Source organism: Streptococcus ferus DSM 20646 (assembly GCF_000372425.1).
Lineage (GTDB): Bacteria > Bacillota > Bacilli > Lactobacillales > Streptococcaceae > Streptococcus > Streptococcus ferus.
On the sequence record NZ_AQVD01000007.1, the window covers coordinates 49,132 to 64,842 of the forward strand.

General features: G+C 46.4%; 13 protein-coding genes. 6 read left to right on the forward strand and 7 right to left on the reverse strand.

The window, feature by feature from the left end; all coding sequences use genetic code 11:
* Nucleotides 1–161 precede the first annotated feature (161 nt).
* Entirely contained in the window at nt 162–1,316 is a 1,155-nt protein-coding gene (locus A3GY_RS0108975) for a low temperature requirement protein A (RefSeq protein WP_018031067.1), read from the forward strand.
* Between the two features lie 27 nt (nt 1,317–1,343).
* On the opposite strand, the gene A3GY_RS0108980 is transcribed toward A3GY_RS0108975, so the two are convergent.
* Both A3GY_RS0108980 and A3GY_RS0108985 read right to left on the reverse strand, forming a co-directional pair.
* Nucleotides 1,344–2,750: a prolyl oligopeptidase family serine peptidase gene (locus A3GY_RS0108980; protein ID WP_018031068.1), complete on the reverse strand. Its 1,407-nt coding sequence runs from the start codon at nt 2,748–2,750 to the stop codon at nt 1,344–1,346.
* Nucleotides 2,751–3,108: 358 nt separating this feature from the next.
* Nucleotides 3,109–3,969, reverse strand: coding sequence for an aldo/keto reductase (locus A3GY_RS0108985; RefSeq protein WP_018031069.1), 861 nt, complete (start codon nt 3,967–3,969; stop codon nt 3,109–3,111).
* A 115-nt stretch (nt 3,970–4,084) separates the two neighbouring features.
* Here A3GY_RS0108985 and A3GY_RS09835 point away from each other — a divergent pair, with 115 nt between their 5' ends.
* Complete coding sequence (locus tag A3GY_RS09835; protein ID WP_018031070.1) at nt 4,085–4,990, forward strand: LysR family transcriptional regulator; 906 nt, start codon at nt 4,085–4,087, stop codon at nt 4,988–4,990.
* A gap of 9 nt (nt 4,991–4,999) precedes the next feature.
* Here the strand turns inward: A3GY_RS09835 and A3GY_RS0108995 are convergent, their stop codons facing one another.
* From A3GY_RS0108995 to A3GY_RS0109015, 5 genes are all read right to left on the reverse strand, one after another.
* Nucleotides 5,000–5,659, reverse strand: coding sequence for a potassium channel family protein (locus A3GY_RS0108995; RefSeq protein WP_018031071.1), 660 nt, complete (start codon nt 5,657–5,659; stop codon nt 5,000–5,002).
* Nucleotides 5,660–5,671: 12 nt separating this feature from the next.
* On the reverse strand, nt 5,672–6,325 hold the full coding sequence (locus A3GY_RS0109000) for a potassium channel family protein (RefSeq protein ID WP_018031072.1): 654 nt from the start codon (nt 6,323–6,325) through the stop codon (nt 5,672–5,674).
* A gap of 27 nt (nt 6,326–6,352) precedes the next feature.
* Complete coding sequence (locus A3GY_RS0109005; RefSeq protein WP_018031073.1) at nt 6,353–9,145, reverse strand: cation-translocating P-type ATPase; 2,793 nt, start codon at nt 9,143–9,145, stop codon at nt 6,353–6,355.
* A 410-nt stretch (nt 9,146–9,555) separates the two neighbouring features.
* Complete coding sequence (locus tag A3GY_RS0109010) at nt 9,556–10,296, reverse strand: MerR family transcriptional regulator (protein WP_018031074.1); 741 nt, start codon at nt 10,294–10,296, stop codon at nt 9,556–9,558.
* A gap of 158 nt (nt 10,297–10,454) precedes the next feature.
* Nucleotides 10,455–11,315 (reverse strand): cation diffusion facilitator family transporter, encoded by an 861-nt coding sequence (locus A3GY_RS0109015; protein WP_018031075.1) that lies wholly within the window; start codon nt 11,313–11,315, stop codon nt 10,455–10,457.
* A gap of 147 nt (nt 11,316–11,462) precedes the next feature.
* On the opposite strand from A3GY_RS0109015, the gene A3GY_RS0109020 reads away from it, so the two are divergent.
* From A3GY_RS0109020 to A3GY_RS0109035, 4 genes are all read left to right on the forward strand, one after another.
* Nucleotides 11,463–11,984, forward strand: coding sequence for a TetR/AcrR family transcriptional regulator (locus tag A3GY_RS0109020; RefSeq protein WP_018031076.1), 522 nt, complete (start codon nt 11,463–11,465; stop codon nt 11,982–11,984).
* Between the two features lie 125 nt (nt 11,985–12,109).
* Nucleotides 12,110–12,859, forward strand: coding sequence for a DeoR/GlpR family DNA-binding transcription regulator (locus A3GY_RS0109025; protein ID WP_018031077.1), 750 nt, complete (start codon nt 12,110–12,112; stop codon nt 12,857–12,859).
* A 13-nt stretch (nt 12,860–12,872) separates the two neighbouring features.
* Nucleotides 12,873–13,700, forward strand: a complete 828-nt coding sequence (locus A3GY_RS0109030) for a Cof-type HAD-IIB family hydrolase (RefSeq protein ID WP_026162005.1) — start codon at nt 12,873–12,875, stop codon at nt 13,698–13,700.
* An 84-nt stretch (nt 13,701–13,784) separates the two neighbouring features.
* The gene (locus tag A3GY_RS0109035) at nt 13,785–15,158 is read left to right on the forward strand and encodes an NAD-dependent succinate-semialdehyde dehydrogenase (RefSeq protein ID WP_018031079.1); all 1,374 of its coding nucleotides are present in this window, start codon (nt 13,785–13,787) and stop codon (nt 15,156–15,158) included.
* The last annotated feature ends 553 nt before the right edge of the window (nt 15,159–15,711 follow it).

The following is a 15,711-nucleotide window of genomic DNA, read 5'->3' on the forward strand; positions in this document are numbered from 1 at the left end:
GATTTTGTAGTCCCACCCCCGCACAGTTGATTAGGGATAAGGACTTCCAATCAACCACTGCGTCAAACTGTTGCAGCTATTTATATGACAAGCCTAGGGATTTTTGTCCCAGGCTCTTTTTCTATGTTATAATAACTCAGATAACGATTTAGGAGGAAAACATGCCTAAGATTTTATCCAAGCGTGTGTCGAATTACGAACTCTTTTTTGACCTGGCTGTTGTCTTGGCCATCGGTCAGCTGACGTCAGCCATGCATATCAGCCACATTGGCGGTATGGAGATTTTTGCCTTTATCATGGCCAATATTATTCTCTTTAATGTCTGGATCAACGAAGTTTTTTATTTTAACAAATATGGGGATTCGAGGATTCATGATATCTACACCATCATTGCACTGATGTTTGTCATTGGCAATATCGCCCTCAACTTTGATGTGGATTTTGATCATTTTTATGCCGGCAGCTCGGTTGTCCGAATCTTTAATCTTCTCTTGATGGCAGCCTATGCCATTATTGCGCTGCAACATTTTTTAAAGGGGCGAAAACTTGGCTTTTCTCAGGACATCAAGCTCAGCATGTGGACGCAGATTATCTTCGCCCTGGCTCCGGCAGGCTTTGCCTTGGGGCTCATTCCTGTTAATCTTTGGACCATGGGAATCTATCTGATTCCTAACCTATTGCCACTCTTGACGCAGAGATACTTTGACCATCGTTCGGTTAATTTTCCCCATGCTGTGGAACGGCTGCAGCTGGTGACTATTTTGACCTTTGGCGAGACGGTCATCGGGATTATCAAGACCTACCCCTTGAGCGACAGTCTCTTTCTTGGTGCCCTTTTCTTTTTCGGGATGGCCACCCTCTTTGTCTTTTACATGGGACAAACTTTTTTAAATCTCAACCATCATCAGGAAACAGCTTCTACAGCCCTCTTCTACGCCCATCTGCTGATTTTTATCGGGGTTAATGTCTTTACGGTAGGCACGGAATTTTTGGCTGACCACCACCATGCTGATCTGGGCTTTATCCTATTCTTCTGTGGCATTATCAGTTTTTACGCCGGGGTACTCGCCACCTCCCCTTACAATCAAGACATCTACCGTCTGACCAAAAAGGCCTGGCTCCAGTATGGCCTGACCTTGGCCCTGGCCTTGGGCCTCATGCTTTTCTTTCGGCACCAGCAGCTGGTTTTGGTCTTAATCTTGATTGTTCTCAACCGCTTGATGATGCAGTTCAGCATAAAGAATCGCCGCAGAGCCCGCGAACGCTATCAAATCCCTCACCCAGACCCTAATCAGAACATCCGCGATTTTTCATAATAAAAAGGACTGAATCAGTCCTTTTTATTATCTGCTCTGGGCGTTCATCCAGTCAAAGATATTACTGTATTGGATGCCCTTGACAGTCGCCTTGCTGTCACCGCCCTGTGTTGGATTGGTGGCTACCAGACCAGACAGACCATCCATTGACGCCACGTTGGACGTGTTTTGAACCCCTGTCACCTGATCATTAAAGAAGTAAATCCAAGACCAATGACCATTGTAGTTGGTGCCCGGCAAGTCCGTTCCAATCGCACTTTCATAGTAGGAAATCCATTTATTTTCAGCGCCGCTGTCAATGATGGCCTTGTAAAATGGTAGAGCGCTGCTGTCTGGTGTAATGGACGCATCGTTTGCCGTATGAATCAGCCACATCGGCTGGTCTTTCAGACTATTCTTAGTCGCATCATCCAAACGGTACACGGTCTTGCCCTGATCATCTTGAGTTTGATAAGGGTAAGGGGATGCAATCGGAATCAAAGCTGCAAAATAGTCTGGATAGCTTGTCCCCATTTTAAGCGTCATGCCGCCACCGTTGGATGCACCTGCGAGGTAAATCCGATTGGCATCGACATCTGGATGGCTGCTGACATAGGCATCAATGGTTGCTTTCAGACTTTCAGCGTACTGTGAATTAAAGGAATCATCAACCCAAGCACTCGGTGATTGCGGCACTAAGACGTGAGCCCCTTTTTGAGAACCTGTCCCTGTCGAGCTGAAATGGCTCTGAATGGGGTCCTGTGTCAGGGCAGTCACCTCACTTGCCAACAGTGGCAAATTAAGGTCTGTCCCTGCTTCACCGATCCCATGCAGCCAGACAATCAGCGGATTCTTCTCACCGCCTGCAGCATTTTGCGGTTGGTAAGCAGCGTAAGCTAGGCTGCTGGTTCCGCGTTCTGAAAAACGATCGGCCGTTGGTGTGATTTTATTGGCAATGGCCTCCTGTTCGGAGCTGACTAACTGGTTTCTGCGATTCCGTTCTCCTCTCAAGCTGAGATTAGAGACGACAACCACGTAGGAAGATACCCATTTGTTGCGATAGGTACTCAAATCAAATGTCAGAGGTGAGGCTGACTGACTAGGATCGTCCGGATTATAGCCCACTTCCAACTCTAAGGTGAGGTAACGGCTGCTGCCGTTTTGGGCATTGCCTTGTGCATCAGACAGGTAAGCCCCTTTAACCTGACGGGCAACACCCGCTGTTGTCACACTAGTATCCGACTGAAGGGCTACTCCTCTCACATTGGCATTGGTCTCCAAAACAACCTTTGAAACGCCAGGACCAAATTCATAATTCTCCAAAACAAGACTGGTTTTCGTCACTTGAATACTTGAAGTAGAACGATTACGTCCCCAAGCTTCCGACTGCCAAACACTGCCAAAGGCCACTGTAACAGCCACAATTAAAATAAACCATTTTAGATAATGACGCATAACGATTTCTCCTTTTATCCCCTAAATAATGTCAAATGTCAAGGCATGAAAGATAAGTCACAATTCATTATCTTAATGGTTTCTCCTAAAACTTATCCTTTATTTTCATGCACTACACTCTTTGATAAAGACTGCTTTCTTCTGTCAACCCCCTCCTTAATGAGGATTTTAGAAGAAAACTGTTACAGAATCACGACAAAAAAGACAAGGACTGGTTACGGCTTTGTGATAATTTAAACATTAGTGTTAATCAGCAAATAACAACTGTCTCTCTATCGTTTTGACTGCAGTTTTATCATTTATTTCTCCTAATATCAAAAAATCCCCTAAGGGGCTTTTGGTTTACTCTAAGCGCTTCTTAGTTTTTTAACTGAGCCAGGCTGGTGCCAAAAATATGTTCGATGGCTACTGGATCACGGTGGTCAAAGAATTGACTCTGATTCCTGTCCAGCTGGCTCATCAGCGCCATATCCTCATCGCTTAATTCAAAATCAAAGACATCTATATTTTCCGCCATCCGTTCCGGACGAACTGACTTCGGAATCACAACAATGCCTCTCTGGAGCAGCCAGCGCAGGATAACTTGACCTGTCGACTTGCCATAGGCTGCGGCGATTGATGCAATGGTTTCATTGGTGAAAATGCCATCCTTACCTTCTGCAAAAGGAGCCCAAGCTTCTGCAACGACATCTTCTGATTGGAAAAAGGCAAGGTCTTCCTGCTGCTGAAAGAAAGGATTGATTTCGATTTGATTGACTGCAGGTTTAACCTCACTCATCAACACTAAGTTTTGATATTGGTCTGGGTAAAAATTTGACAGACCGATGGCGCGCACTTTTCCTGCTTGATAAGCTTCTTCCATTGCACGCCAAGCTCCAGCCACATCGCCGTAAGGCTGGTGCATCAGATAAAGGTCCAAATAGTCCAAGCCGAGCTTCTCAAGTGAGCGATCAAGTGCCTTTCCTGCCTTTTCATAATTGGCATCGGATACCCAAAGCTTTGTGGTAATGAAAAATGCTTCTCTAGGGATATCACTTTTTTTGATGGCACGGCCAACAGCTTCCTCATTGCCATAAGCAGCTGCTGTATCAAATAAGCGATAGCCAGCCTTAATCGCATTCAGAACCGCTTCTTCGCATTCTTTCAGATCGGTCACCTGAAAAACACCGAAACCGAGCTGAGGCATTTCCACACCGTTGTTTAATGTGATTGTTTGCATAGGATGTCACCTCTATTTCTATTTAGATGTTTTTATTATAAACCTAGCATTCCCACTTGAAAATGACTTCTTAAGTATGTTAGTATACACTTAACGTATACTGGAAGGATTTGCTATGATAGACCCCTACCTACTTGAACAGTTCGTCGTATTTTCAGAAACAGGCACTCTAGCAGAAACGGCTCAGCGCTTGATGATTACCCAGCCCAGTGTAACACGTAATATGCAGAAGCTGGAAGACCTGCTCGGTGTCACGCTTTTTGAGCGGAAGCCTAACAAAATCCACTTGACGCAGACTGGTCAGCTGGCAGCCACAGAGGCTAAAAAACTTCTTGCGTCTCAGGAAGCCTTTATCCAAAAAGTTCAGGCTTTTGAGTATTCACAGCAGCACATGACCCTTACTTCGGTTGCCCCTGGCCCTCTTTTTCTTGTCAAGCATCTGCCCAAAGAAGAGAGAGAAGCTCTTGAATGGTCTGCCGATTTACTGCCACCTGAAAAAAGCGAAGAGGTTCTGCTCAACCACCGTTTTAACCTCGTGATTTCTCATCAGGAAATACAGTCTGACCAGATTGAATCCTTCTATCTGGGAACAGAAAGTTTAGAGGTTAATCTCGATCCCTTCACTCAATTAGCCAGCCAGTCTCAGGTCACTTTTCAGGATCTTAAGGGCATGAGTTTTGTCGTACTGACCGATATTGGGATTTGGAAAAAGCTTATTCAAGAGGCAATCCCCGAAGCTAAATTCCTGTATCAGGAGGACTTGACCGCTCTGTCGGAGCTGACCCAGTACTCGGCTTTTCCCTTCTTCTCAACTAATCTCTCTCCTTTTAATCAAGCCCCCCTTTCTCAGTCACAAGGGCTGAGAAAAAAGCTCCCCATTACTGATGAAACGGCTTCGGTAGCTTTCTATGCCACCTACCTGAAAACCAACAAAAGCAGGCTGCTTCCTCTTCTGAAATGTCTGCAAACCATCTGGCAGAAGGGAGCCGCAGAAACGAAAACCGCATTAAAACGACCCTAGGGTCGTTTTTTAAGTAAAGAGAGCTTCCAGCTGCTTTTGGCCTGAGCTGTTGGTATAAGCTAAAATATGATCTTTGGCCTGCAAGACAGTCTGGCCGTTAGGAATAATATTTTCTCCCTGACGGTGAACTGCAATCAAGATAGTATCCGCCGGAATTGCTAAATCTTTGATGGCTACCTGCTCGACAGAAGACCCTTTGGGAACCGTCAATTCAACGATGGCATTTTCGTCATGATTGAGCTTCATTAGGGTCACAGCGCTGTCCATGTTAAACTCATTGATAATGACGCTGGCTAAAAGACTGGCTTGGCTGACCTGACTGTCCACCCCCATATTCGCATCAAAGAGCCACTCATTTTTAGGATTATTGACACGCGCCACCACTCTGGGAACGCCGTAATTAAATTTAGCCACTGTCGACCCGACCAGATTGACATCGTCTTGCCCTGTCAGATAGGCAATAGCATCTACCTGATCAATCGCACATTTTTCTAACAAAACCGGACTAGTCCCATCTCCTAGGCGATAATCGGCATTTGGCAGATCCAGCTGATTTTTAGCCAGAATCGCCTCCTTCTCTTCAATAACCGTTACCTGATGGTGGGAGTCCAGCAGCTGTTTGGCAACATAAGCCCCTACTTTTCCACAGCCAACAATAATAATTCTCATGCGAACGCCTCCTTATACCAGAATCAGATCTCTTAGACTGGCAACCGCTTCTGTCGGTGCAGCCACGTGTAAGATATCTCGTGAGTGCAACATGGTCTGGTCATTGGGAATAAAGGTTTCATTCTTCCGGCTGAGCGCCACGACCCGTACTTCATGAATGGGCACTACATCTGCAATCCGCTTGTGATCCAGCAACGGTGGAACCACCAGACGAACAACCTCAACAGTCGAGTGGCCATTCCCCAAACTCAGCACAGTATCCACATGTTCAAAGGTCAGCAGCTTTTTGGCGCGTTCGACTCCCCACTGTGTTGTCGCAAGAACCTGAATCCCCAGCGCATTATACAAATCAACCTTGCTGGAGTCATAAAGGCGGGCGATCACTTTGGGCACCTGATAATACTCCTTGGCAATTCGGGCAACCAAAGCATTGGTATCATCACTCTGCGTACAGGCAATCAGGCTGTCTGCCTTATCAATTCCAGCGGTTTGTAGGATATCTCGATCAAATTCGACCCCAAGGAAGCTCTGCCCCGTAAAATCACTTTCCAATGCGGCCAAACGGCATTTATCAGCTGTAATCACGGCCACATCGTTTCCTTCTGAACTGAGTTCATTGGCCAAGCCTGATCCCAGACGGCCGCAGCCAACAATAATTATCTTCATTTTTCCCCTCCTTAGTGAAATAAGCTCTTACGTCCGTTTCCTGAGATAAGCTTTTCGGATTTCTTCAATGCCTAAGATTGGCAGCGGACACAAAAGCAAGTAGAGCCAATGCTGCCAGCCAATCGCAGCGGTATTGAAAAGACCGTGGCAAATCGGCAGGTAAGCTAAGAGACAGAACAAGAAAATTTCAAAAAACATCCCAAAATTGATGGTTTTATTTGACAACAGACCGATTGTAAAAGCTGACGCACGCTGCGTACGTGTATTCATAACCATGCCCAGCTGACAGAAGATGATAGCTCCCAGAGTCATGGTCGTTGCCTGCCGATACAGCTGACCGCTGGCTGCTAAGTCTCCCCCTAGACCGCCTGCGAGAGCATAGGTAAAGAAGAAGGCTCCCATAGCAATCGTAGCTTCCATCAGACCATACCAGATAAAGGCCTTAACCAGCAATTTACGGTTAAGCAAAGCATCTGTCTTTTTCCTCGGAGGGCGCTGCATGATCCCTGCCTCTGGATCTTCCACACCCAAACCTAGGGCAGGCAGCATATCTGTCCCCAAATCAATGGCTAGAATCTGCATGACCGTTAAAGGCAGGGGGATAGCTCCTTTTGAGAATAGAAAGGCTGCTGAAGGCACCGCTTCTGAGGTATTGCTGTTAAAGATATAGGTTAAGAATTTTTGAATATTCGTGTAAACCGCACGGCCCTCTTCAACCGCCCGCACAATAGAAGCAAAATTATCGTCTGTCAGAATCATATCTGCGGATTCCTTAGCAACATCTGTCCCTGTAATCCCCATAGCGACACCGATATCAGCCTTTTTAAGGGCGGGGGCATCATTCACACCATCACCAGTCACTGCGACAACATGTCCTAATTCCTGAAGGGCAGTCACCACACGGTATTTCTGCTCTGGGGCCACACGGGCAAAGACAACCTCATCAGAAAGAATGTCTTTCAGCTCCTGATCGGACATCTCTTTGAGTTCCAGACCAGTTACCACGCGCGGATTAGCGCCACGGACAATACCAATCCGCTTGGCAATGCTGACAGCTGTCAGACCATAGTCGCCAGTCACCATGACAATACGGATACTCGCCTGATGGCAAAGGGCAACAGCTGCGGCCACCTCTTCTCTTGGCGGATCAGCCATAACCACAAGACCGAGAAAAGTCATGTCAGCTTCAATCTGTTCAGCGGTGTAAGCGGACAGCGCCTGAGGCAGGTGAGAGGCCTTATCCAAGTCACGATAAGCAACAGCCAAGACCCGTAAGCCCTGACGGGCATAGGCATCATTGGCCTCCATAATACGGCTTCTCTCCTGATCCGTCAGCTCTCTCAGCTGACCATTCTCATAAACACTGCTACAAAGATCAGATGTCTCTTTAGGAGCGCCTTTAGTAAGCGAGATAAAACGGGCGCCATTCACCGCTTGCTTCAGCCGGTGAATAGTCGTCATCCGTTTTCTGCTGGAATCAAAGGGCAGCTCCCGAATACGCGGAGCCCATGCCTTATTTTCCTCGAGATTGATACCCGCCTTCTCAGCCACAACGTTCAGACAGGCCTCTGTCGGATCCCCCAATACAGAATAACGGGGATTATCTGCTGTCGGTGCTAGGACTCGAGCATTGGAGCAAAGGGTGGCTGCTCTTAAGAGAAAATCGAGCCCCTCTTCTGTCTCAGGATTGACAGGGCGACCGTCTCTTTCAATAGCTCCCTTCGCTTCGTAACCTTGCCCGCTGACCTCATATTCCTGTTTCAGCGTCCAAAGATGATTGACTGTCATCTCATTCTGCGTTAAGGTACCGGTCTTGTCAGAGCAGATGACTGAAGTTGCCCCCAGCGTTTCGACAGAAGAGAGCTTCTTAACCAAGGCATGCTCTTTGGCCATCCGCTGAACGGCCATTGCCAGAGAAAGAGTCACCGTCGGCAACAACCCTTCAGGGATAAAGGCCACAATCATTCCCAGAGCAAAAACAAAGGCCTGAGCAAGTGGCTGTTTGACGAAAAAGACAGCGGCTATAAAGAAGAAAATTCCCACAGAAACAGCAATTAGAGAAATCTGTTTGGTCAGCTTATCCAGCTCTCTCTGCAGAGGGCTTTTTTCCTCCTCCATAGACTGAGTCAGGTCAGCTATCTTCCCGAATTCCGTCTCCATACCAATCCTAGACACAACGACCGTCGCACTGCCATTTGAAACACTGGTTCCTGCAAAAACGGTATTTTTAAATTCCAGTCTGTCTGTCTTGTCGTCTAAGACAGGATTGCTATTCTTACGAACCGGATTAGATTCTCCAGTCAGGGCTGATTGATTGACCTGCAGATCTGTGGCAGAAACGATTCGGCCGTCTGCTGAGATGGCGTCTCCTTCTTCAATCAGCATGACATCACCGGGGACTAATTCTTCTGCTAAGATTTTATCCTCTCTGCCATCTCGAATGACCCTTGCATAGGAGGGCAGCATCTTTTTCAGAGCTTCTGTCGCCTGACTGGCGCGATATTCTTGGAAAAAGGAGAAGAGACCATTGATAAGATTAACCATCCAGATGGCAACTCCTAATTCAAGTGTTCCGCTAAAGAAAGCTACCGCACCGCCAATCCATAACAGAAGAGCCATCATACTGGTGAAATTCTTGATAAAGGTCATCATAACAGACTCACCTTTGACCTCTTTAAGACGGTTAAATCCGTATTCCTTGCGCCTTTTAGCCACTTGATCAGAGGTCAGCCCCGACGGGCTTGTGCCGGCTGCCTGATAGACATTATCAGCGACATAGGTCTCTAATTTCTGGATTGATTCTTTAAACTCACTGCTCATAGCATATCACCTTCTCTAAATCTTCTGATGAAACGCAGAAAAACTCCTTTCTTGCCTACATTATACGCCTTTTTAAACAAAGTGGCGCAAATAAAAGCTATTTTAATCAAAAAGCATCTGATTAGATTAACCAGACGCTTTTGCGATCAACGATTATCGTAGGATAGACGAAGCAGATGAAGGCCTAATAAGCTCAATAGCACCATCAGCCCAAGTATCCAAAGAAAAGGACTCTCAGAAAGGACAACGCCCTTCTCAAAGTAAGTACTCAAGGATAAAAGATTGCTGGGCAACCACTTGCCCATCTGACTGCCCGTCAACACACCCGATAAGATGATGAACACTTCAACGACCAAAGCCGGCAGAAAGCTAGGTAAGCAAAAGCGAACAGTAATATCGGAATCAGTAATTTATAAGACATGTGTTTCCTCCTGATTAACAGCCATAATTTCAATACAATGGCTGCGTTTGTGACATTGAGGGCAGGTCAATTTTCGGGTTCTAGGGGTGTGACTGGCTAAGAAAAATGATTTAAAAGGCGGTCTAAAAATCCGGTGGCATTCCGGACAGATATAGGCTACCTGTCGGTAGAAATAGCGTACTAGAAAACTCACATAGACGCTTGATAACAGAAAACCAATGATGGCTGGAAAAATACTGCCCCACACAAAACTCAACCATAAACTGCCCCATAAAAGCACATTGCCAAACATGCCTAAGCTAATCATCAAGACATATAAATGCCGTTGTTTTTGGTTTGTTCTCATTTTAATTGTCACATCTGTCAGAGAATCTTCAGACAGGTCTTCCCATAGGCTAAGGTCTTTAGACAGGTTGACAAGACTGTCAAGTTTTTGCCGTTTTTTGTCAACCTCCTCCCTCAAATCCTTAATCTGTTGGTCAAGAATAACAGTCAAGACCTTTGAGCGATTGTCTTCATCAAGAATCTTCCTGATCTGTTCAATAGAAAAATCAAGATCTCTTAAAAAGCAAATCAGCTGCAGGCGCTGCAAATCCTTCTCATCATAGAGACGGCGGCCTCCTTGACTGAAAGCAGAGGGCCGAAGAATTCCTCTCTGATCATAATATTGAACGGTTCTGACAGAGACCTGACAAGCCTTGGCAAGTTCACCTGTTGTAAATGCTGACATTTTTTCTCCTTTCTGACATCATCTTACGATACGACCCAAGGTCACAAGCAAGCCTTTTGGACAATTTTTTTCAAAAAAATCACTTTCTCCCATTTTAACAAAAAGATCAGGAGGTTTTTCCTTCTCACTGCTGACTGCAAAAAATCGTCCCTAGCTGACTAGGGACGATTTTGACAGTAACGTTGATGATCTTGAATATCCTGATCGATTTCGATAGTGACCGTTTGAATATGATAGGTCTTCATCAGCTCATGAACTATCCGGCGGGTTCTCTGTGCGTCTTGGAGATTCTTGAGACAAAGATGAACCATGGCTAATCTTTCCAGACCATCTAGGGTCCAGATATTGAGCTGGGTCACTTGGGTGACATTTTCCAGAGATAAAAGCGCCTCTTTCAGTTCAGCCAAATCCACATCGCCAGGCACTCGGTCTAGGAAAATAGCCAGATGATACCAACATTTAGGCAGGGCCTTGCTTAAGATATAAAGCGCAATAACCAAAGACAGCAGCGGATCTAAAAAATACCAAGACGTGAAATGCAAGACAATCGAAACGACAATCACAGCTAACCAGCCTAAGATATCTTCCAGAAAATGCAGGCTGAGAATTTTTTCATTTTGACTCTTTCCGTGACTGACGATACGAGCCGCCAAAACATTGACCGCAATAGCCGCAAGCCCCAAAAGAAGCATCCCATCGTAGTTAACCCTTTCTGGCGCAAACAGTTTGGGGACATTTTCAAATAAGACAAAAATGGAACCGCTGATAAGAATCAGAGACGTCAATATGGCTCCTAAAAGGCTGAAACGCTTGTAACCTAAGCTATAGCGACTGTCTTCTTCTCGTGTGGAGACCTTCTCCAGAAAGGCTGACATCCCAATCGCACAGGCATCTCCCAAATCATGGACCGCATCAGCGAAAACCGCACTCGAATGAAAGAGGGCACCAAAAACAAACTCTAGCAGAGAGAAAACAAAATTAAGCGTAAAAGCAACCCACATCTTGCGACTTGATGACATACAAACCTCCTGACTTATAGTATAATGAATATGAAAACAAACACCTTGTTCGATAATATTATCTGACAATTTGAGAAAGGAAGCAAGCTACAATAAGGCCGCTTTGTTCCGAACGGGACAATCTGCCCAAATTGTACGGAAATTACTATGGACAGACGTATTCAAAAATCAAAAACAGCTATTTATCAGGCCTTCATCAGCCTCCTCAACCAGAAGGCCTATGACAAGATGACCGTCCAAGAAATTATTGATTTGGCCAATGTCGGCCGATCAACCTTCTATGCCCACTTTGATACCAAAGAGGCCCTCTTGGAAGAGCTCTGTCAGGAGCTCTTCCAGCATACCTTTATTGAGAGGCAGGAAGACAAGGATCTTTTTGGGCTGACTGCCCACATCTTCTCTCATTTCCGTAAAAATCAGGACAGAATCGCCACCCTCCTTCTCTCAAAAAACAGCTACTTTCTCAGCCGCCTCAAAGAGCAGCTGAGCTATTACCTCTTTCCCTTGGTTAGAGAGCAGCTAAGCCCAAAGAAAGCAGACCTCCCCCTGCCCTTTTTAGAGCACTATGTGACATCCACTTTCATAGAAACCGCCAGCTGGTGGCTGCAGCAGCGCCAGCCGATTGATGAAAAAGAGATCACCCGCTACTATCTGACTTTGATGGCTTAAACCAATCACCTTCTGTTTCCAGAAGGTGATTTTTAACCCAAAAAAGACTTAAAATAACTTAAAATAACTTAAAATAACTTTTAAAAACTTATGGCGTGTGTTATAATAGCAGCAAAAGGAGACCTATGTACCAAGAACAGCGTTTAAACAAAATGTTAGAACTTTTGCAGGAACAAAAAGAGCTATCTGCTAAGGAAATGGTAGACTACTTTCAAGTATCTAAAGATACCATTCGCAGAGACTTTGCCCTGCTAAGCCAGCGGCAGCTGGTGCAGCGGACACACGGCGGCATCCTGCCCTTAGCAACCAGCAGTCAGATTCCTGCTTTTAACGACCGCCTCCACGCCTTTACAGCAGAAAAAAAGAAGATTGCCAGCCTCGCCAGACAGTTCTTACGGCCTCAGCAGCTCTGCTTCTTCGATGTCTCGACGATTGTACTGCAGTTGGCTCAGCTGACCGACCAGGAACTGACAGTCTATTCTCACTCCTTGGACAATGCCATTATGATGAGCCAAAAACCCAAGCTGGATTTTCACCTGATGGGCGGAAAGTTTTATCCCCGCAATCGCTTCTACTATGACATCAGTCAGGCTCAGTCTCTCCAAAATCTCAACTTTGACATCGCCTTTATCGGGGCAGCCGGTCTAAACGACGGGCAGATTAGTTTTGAAGACGAAGCTGATAAAGAGCTAAAAAAAAGGGTGCTGAAACAAGCCAAAGTCAAAGTCCTTTTGGCAGAACAAGACAAATGCCTGAAGTCTTCCAAGTACATTTTAGGCAGTCTGGCAGATGTTGATTATTGGATTTGCGATCGCAAACCGGCCCCTGATTTTCTTAAGCATATCCCGAAAACACTCCAATTGATTTACGAATGAAAGGCAGCTTATGATGACAGACCCAGCAATCAAACTAGTCGTTAGTGACATTGACGGCACCATACTGGATCACAAGCACCAGATTGGTCCTGACCTAAAACCAGCCTTGAAAGCATTGGAAAAGCGAGAGATTCCGTTTGTTCTGGCGTCAGCGAGATCACCTCTTGGCATCTTTCCTATCGCTCAAGAGCTAGGTCTGACAGGCAAGCCCATGGCCTGCTACAACGGCGCCCTGATTATCCAAGGTCAGCCCGGGCAGTGGCAAACCTTGATAGAACACAGCTTAGACAAAAAAGAGGTCAGCCGCATTATCGATGCGGTCAAAGAAAGGTTTCCGCAAGTTTCGATTAACCTCTATTCCAAGGCTGACTGGATTATCGAGCAGGCCGACAAGTGGAGCAAGATTGAAGCCGACATTACCAAGGAAACACCGCTGGTGCAGAATCTCTCCTTAACCCTGCTGGATGTCCTCATGCCCATTCATAAACTCCTGCTGGTTGAAGAGGCTCAGACTATTCAGGAGCTCTTTGATTATCTGACCAAACTCGATTTTAAGGATGCTGATTTCTATCTCTCCAAAGAGAATTATTTAGAGGTGACCTCCAAAAAAGTCTCCAAGGAAAATGCCTTACGAGAACTGGCAGACTTTTATCAGGTACCCTTAGAAAACACCATGGCCCTAGGCGATAATTTCAACGACCTGCCCATGATCCGTCTGGCGGGAGTCGGGGTAGCTATGGCTAATGCTCCCCAAGCCGTCAAAGCTGAAGCTGATCTGATTACCCTCAGCCACAGTGACGAAGGAGTGGCCTATGCGCTCAGAAATCAGGTGCTGATGTAAACCTTTTTCTAAGAGATGTCTTTAAATGGTTGAAAACGGTTTCTCAAGTGTTATAATGAAAGAAAAAACTCAAGGAGGAACACAATGGCTTATCAGACAACCTACCCCTATACCAATGAGGTATTGCAATCCTATGACGCCATCAGCGATGCCGAGATTGAACAAGCTCTGGCAACTGCGCATGCCCTTTATAAAGACTGGCGCAAGAAAGATGCCCTTCAGGAACGCAAGGCCCAGCTCCACAAAATAGCGGATTTACTGCGCCGTGACCGCGACAAATACGCCGAAGTCATGACCAAGGACATGGGAAAACTCTTCACAGAAGCTCAGGGAGAAATTGACCTCTGTGCAGCGATTGCTGACTACTATGCTGACAAAGCAGAAGCCTTTCTAGCACCACAGCCTCTGGAAACCGACAGCGGTGACGCTTACTACCTCAAACAGGCAACCGGTGTTCTCTTGGCGGTCGAACCTTGGAATTTCCCCTTCTACCAAATTATGCGCGTCTTTGCACCAAACTTTATGATCGGCAATCCCATGGTGCTAAAGCACGCTTCCATCTGTCCGGGATCTGGTCAGGCCTTTGATGACCTGGTCAATGAAGCAGGTGTTCCAGCAGGTGCCTTCAAGAATCTCTTTGCCAGCTATGGACAGGTTTCTGCCATCATCGCCGACCCTAGAATTGTCGGCGTCTGTCTGACAGGTTCTGAACGCGGCGGTGCCTCTATCGCTGCCGAGGCCGGCAAACACCTTAAAAAATCGTCCATGGAATTAGGCGGCAACGATGCCTTTATCATCTTAGATGATGCCAACTGGGATGAACTGAAGACCTTACTTCCTGATGTCCGCCTTTACAATGCCGGACAGGTCTGCACCTCTTCCAAACGCTTCATCGTTTTAGAAAAAGATTATGACAAGTTCTTAGATATCCTCATCGAAGGCTTTAAGACAGCTAAGTGGGGAGACCCTATGGCGGCCGATACGACACTGGCTCCACTGTCCTCGGCAGCTGCCAAGGAGGAAGTCCTCCAACAAATCAAATTGGCGCTTGATCATGGTGCCCAAGCCATCTATGGCAATGAAGCGATTGACCACCCAGGTAACTTTGTCATGCCAACCATCCTGACAGGCATCACCAAAGACAATCCCATCTACAATCAGGAAATCTTTGGTCCTGTGGCTTCCGTCTATAAGGTGGCTTCTGAGGAAGAAGCTATCGACTTGGCGAACGATTCCAGCTACGGACTTGGCGGGACAGTCTTCTCAAGCGACCCTGACCATGCCCAACGTGTCGCTGCCCAAATCGAAACCGGAATGTCCTTTATCAATTCCGGCTGGGCCTCCCTGCCAGAACTCCCCTTCGGCGGCATCAAGAACTCTGGCTATGGCCGTGAACTCAGCCAACTGGGCTTTGACACCTTCGTCAACGAGCACTTGGTCTACACCCCTAAAAAATAAAGCAAAGAGCTTTGGAAAATCCAAAGCTCTTTTAATCTGCTCTGAAAGCCCATCGCCCCCTCTTTCTGCCGTAAAACCAACTCTTCTCTCTTTTTAATCTCCAAATGCAGCTGCCAAAGCCCTTTCTTTTATGCTATAATAAATAAATTGAAACAAGAGAGGGTTTTAGGAATGGTAAAAATGGTTTTAGGGAGTTCTGACAGTCAGGCGACCTCGGTAGCGGCGCTGGCTGACAGTTATACGGCTGCTTTTGAAAGTCTCATCAGTGCCTTTGACAACCTAGCCAATGAAGACAAGCTCTCAGGCAGTGCCTATACCAATATCAAAAGCTATGGNANCAGCGTTGTNNCTCCCTTGGTNAAAGCCTTTATCCTTCTGGCAGACGCCGCNAAGGCCGATGTTCAGAAACTGCCGGACGAATACCGTGCCCAGGTCGGCGGTGAAGACCTAGATGAGGAGACGCTGACCGCTCAGATTTCGGCCTATGCGACAACCATAGAAGCCAACCAAACGTCAGCAACCAGTCTGGGAAAGACAGAGCCCATGACGGACG